The sequence below is a fragment of the Caldivirga sp. genome (assembly GCF_023256255.1).
GTDB lineage: Archaea > Thermoproteota > Thermoprotei > Thermoproteales > Thermocladiaceae > Caldivirga.
Map to the genome: position 1 here is coordinate 1 of NZ_JAGDXD010000035.1, position 5,170 is coordinate 5,170.

1 pseudogene is annotated in these 5,170 nt (G+C 47.8%); it reads left to right on the forward strand.

Features of this window, described 5'->3' with window-relative positions:
• Positions 1-5,170 (forward strand): annotated as a pseudogene (locus tag Q0C29_RS05770) (hypothetical protein); the annotation flags it as partial.

The following is a 5,170-nucleotide window of genomic DNA, read 5'->3' on the forward strand; positions in this document are numbered from 1 at the left end:
ACTTCCACTACGACGCCTTCTTCAACATAACTTCACTTGACGGCTACGGCTATGGCCGCGTACCCATAGGTACTTCAACTACTGATTTCCACTACGAGGGCTTACCTGACTTGGTAATTGCAGGTGGCTTAATCACAGTGAGTGCCCCAGACATATATGATATTAAGGGTAACTTAATAGCCGCATCAGGCTTCGAATTCTCACCAACAGCATCATTACTCTTTGAAATAACCACCGGACCGCAGTATGCTCAGATACTCTATGGTCCATTACCCATTAGCTTCCTGATAAGTGGAGTGGCTATACCGGCTGTTAAGTTCGTTGGTACTGTTCCACCAGCTCCAAAGGCTCAACCTGTTTCACCACAGCACATGCTACTAACAATTGAGCTTCAGACAACTAACGGTACATGGGATGTAGCTTTACTTAACCTATCGGCATTAGTTAACTTGGCTATCCAGGAAAATACGCCTAATGTAGTGATTAGTGGCGTATGGACGTCATTACTGCCCACAGTCCTTGAGGTAACCCAATACACCCCTGGAGTAAACGTAACTAACCAGGAGCCTCTGATACTTGAGAAGGCCCAGCAGCTTAAGGCGGTGTTACTAGTTGGCCCATCACCAACGCAATTATCACCGATAGCCACTGGAAGCGTTACGCAGTATAATTCATACCTAACAATAGCAGTATTCCCATCACTACAGGTAGTCCACATAATTAATGGATTCCTAGCCCAATCACCAGTAGTTGAGCTACCGTTACCAACACTACAGGGTACATTCAACGCAACTTCAATAGTCGGCACGTCTCCTGGCGAGTTGACGGTTCAACCATTCTACTACCCAACCACTCAAACAGTCTACTATAACCTACAGCTCTACTACGGCACAATAATGGTTGGTTCAGGAGTATTTGAGGCAACCTACAATAACTCAATGACTAACGTATACAACGCACCGTATGCTATACCATACGGCTACATATACCCAATATTTAAGGCTTACTACCCGTCACAGTATTACCCAACCCTAGTTAACAATACATTATACGGCACAGCCTCAGAAAAGCAATTCTTTTTATACTCTGGAATTCCATTCCCCTTCTACTATGCTGAGCAGGGTATTACCGCTGTCCACATAATGCTATATAAGGCCGTCTTCGTTAACCTATGTAACCAAACCTTAACTCAAGGTATTGTGCAGGTTACTACACCGTACGGCGCATTCAATGTATCGCTTGCATTTGCTTACCCATACACAGTATTACAGTACCCAGTGCAGGTCAATATGTGGAATGTGCCTGTAATGCAGGTAACGCCAACTGCAAGCTTCAAGTTATTCTACTTCGGCTACGTGATGCCTCCAGTTAACCCATTCACTAGGCAGGCCATAACAACACCAATAACCCTACAGTCAACTGTGGTTAACATAATATACTTCCCGTTAATTGACGTAGTGTTCCAAGTAGTCACCCCAGTCACAACACCAGCCACACCGCTACCAGGCTTCGTTGTGGCCGCCTACAGTTCAGTGACTGGACAGAAGATGTTTGAGGGAATCAGCAACGGCACCACTGAGTACGTTAATGTCAATGGCCACATTGTCGGCTTCCAGCTACCTGCACCAAACGCTAACACTGGTTTACCCAACTACGGTACTGTACTCATAATGAACGTGCCCATTAACGCAAGCTACATTATGCCGAACAGCTACTTCGCGTTGAGGGTTAGGACAATATCACCAAGCGTTGAGTCAACCTGGACCTACAACTACTACCAGTACCTGTGGAACCAGACCTACAGTCAGTACTCAGCCTGGCTTGGTTTACCAAGTGGTGTAACTGCCTACACCTTCGGTACCAGGGGCCAGATTGATGAGGGCTTAACAGTGTACTACAACGCCACCTACTCAATACCAGTAAACACCTCATGCTACTACACCTTCCTACTACCAGTCTACGTTGAGAACCTGCAGGTCTACGTTGTTGACTCACAGAATAACGTATTAGCCAACCAGTTAGTCTACCCAGCCAGCCTACTACCCGGTGCGGCAGTCTGGATGAACACAACACTGGCAATATACGATGCCTACAGTCCATACGCTGGGGCTAGCGTATGGTATCAGTATCCAAGTGATGCCTGGAACCTAACCTTCTTCGGAACAATGGGTATTGCTGGGGCGAAGCCGCTCTACACTAGGTTAGCTGGCATATTCTATAACTTAACATCAATAGCGTTGGGTGAGGGATTATACAGTGATGTACTTAACAACCAGTCATACCTACTAACCGCAGTATACTTAGCCAACGCCTCAAGCAGTAGTCCATACGCAATATTCAAGATCCCATCATACCCATACGGTAAGGCATCCGAGGGCTACTTAGCCAGGCTCTTCATGCCTGGGCAAGTGTTCTACGGTAAGGCATTCTACCTAGGCTACGAAGTATTCAGCGGTAACCTAATAGTGCCGCCACCAGGCATGATAACGCTAGTGTACGCTAACGGCACCATAAAGTACGTCTCAAGCTACACAGTATACGTTGGTGGACAGGCAGTATCAGTACCGCCAAACTCAATAGTAATAGTCAGCAGTGTCTACCCAACCTTGATAAGCGTTAAGAGTAAGAGCCTAGGCTACAATGTACCTAACACAGTCGTGGCATTAACATTCTACGACTCACTATTCAAGGTACTTATACCAAGCAACACTGTGTCAGGTAGTATAATATCATGGGCCCAGAGTTACCTAGGCACCATACTGGCGCCATTCGAAACCATTAGCAAAGCCTACACCATTAGCCCAGTGGACATAGCCCACTACGGCACGGACTACATATACAACGATTACAGTGGTGTTGACTACTCCAAGTACGCCTCACCATATTCGGAGTACGCCCTAGTAACCTACTACCTACCAAACCTAGCCGGTGAAGTACTCGCGCCAGGTGAAAAGCCTGAGTTACTGCCAATGAGCAACTTCATCTGGAATGGTTCGGCCTATATAACTAACGTTACCGTTGGTTCATCAATATTCAGTTTCTCAGGTACCACAACGTACGTAACAAGCCCATACGCCAGTCTGTTATGGCCACCAGCGTTATCAAGTGAAGTTAAGTTGGACACCCTATCTGCTGAGGTTACGTTACCTGCAACGTCACTAAGTGTGGCCGTTGGCTCCTACGCATCATTCAACCGTAGCGTAACAGTGTCCTTCTCACCATCAAGGGCTGCATTAGCCCTAAGGACCTTTGAGGCTTACGTGTATGTTGAGCCAGGTAGCAGCATAATTAACGCCACTGCGGTGGTGCAGTTGCTCGTCACTAATAGTACTGGCACTTACGTTGTTGATGTTGCCACGAAGAACCTAACACTGTACTACAACCTGGCTGTGGGCAGGTGGGTGCCTATGGCGTTCACCGTAAGTGTACCAAGTATATTAACCCAGTTAACCAATGCTACGGCTGCTAAGCTGCTGACGCAGGTATTGGCTAAAACAGCAAGCATAACCGGTGAGAACGTCATAATAACAGTATACGGTAGTGGATCAGGCTGGGCTTTCGAAACTACTCCAGTGCTCTCAACTGCAATGGGCGGCTACCTATCAAGGAACAGCACCACGGTTTACGCTAATGGCATGGGTGCCAACCAGAGCCTAGTGTGGTGGAGCATAGTGCCAGTTAATGCTACTTCACTACCCTTCGGTACAGCCACAACAAGCGTAGGCTGGGCCAACTACTTCGGTTCACCATTCACACTACTAGTGTCAGTGGGCCCAAGTGGGTCAGCCCTAGTGGACATACCGACATACGCACCCAACACAGCCGGCTACACACCAATACTACCAACCTACAACCTAACAACCATACTAGTCAGCTACCCAAGCATAGTTACTAACATTGGCGCCGCCGCCACTGGAAATGAGGCTGCTAATGCACTGTACTTCGCCAAGATAGCTAGGGTGTATGTGCTTGGCACACAGAGTACACCCAACCAGCCAAGCTGGCTATCAGTAATGGTGACTGGCTACGCCCCAACCAACGCCATAGTGACGCTACCGTACGTTAACGCCTCAGTATTCACAGTACTGAACGCATACAACGTAACAGGCAACTGGAGTACAATCTACGTGAGTTCACTGCCACCAGGTACAGTGACTGCTACTATGACTGGTGATATGAGTGAGGGCGTGCCTGGAGTCGGCTTCGGTACTGGTGCAGGCTTCTGGCCACTCTACGCACTATACGGTGTAGTAGAGGGTATGCCGTTAAGTGGAACTGATGTGTCAGGTAACATGCTGGCGTTACCCACAGTGTACCTTGAGGGCATTGAGGTTTACAACACCATGACTCCACCGTCACCAATACCGTACGCCACCGTGACTGCTGGAGTGAATGCAACCGGCTTCGTCTACTACGTTAACGGCACCAAGATAACCTCAATGACATTCCCATCACCAGTGCAGTTACCGTTCGGCATGATAACACTGATACCGGTGCAGAATGTCTATGGTTCAACATTCTCAGTGAATGCCACCGGGGTGCTTTCAGCATTAGAGAGTAAAATGACACCTACGGGTATAATGGCCTTTGTTGAACCATCAATGGACTTAAGCATAACCTACTACGTGAAGTACCTGTACATCGTAACCTACACATCATATACGCAGGCCTTCGTGTTCTACCTATACAACTACGCTGGCCAGCCAGTAACCGTGAATGGCTACACTGGTGAATTACCGTTAAGCGCAATGCAGAGTTTCATTGAGCCAATAGTGGCCAATAGTTCAGCCAACATCTACATACCATTCCTAGAGCTCTACGCAGGCACTAATGCCACTGTAACCCAAGCGTCAGTGAGCAGTGGTTACTCCAGGCTTGTTGGTAAGGAGCTTGGTGGTTGGGTTGATAAAGGTATGACATTCCCAACCACTGATGGTGACCAGTACGTTAAGACTACGTTGGCTGGAACATTCACTGTGACAGTGTACTACGCCCCATTAAGTATGGTGCAGGACTGGAACAGTAGGCCATTAGCCAACCAAACCGTTGCAGTATTCTTCGGTAATAACCTAGTTGGCTTAACAGTAACCACCAGCAATGGTACACTAGCCCAGCCACTGCCAGTAAGCGTCACTGTGTCTGCAACCACAATTTACGCTAACGGCACATC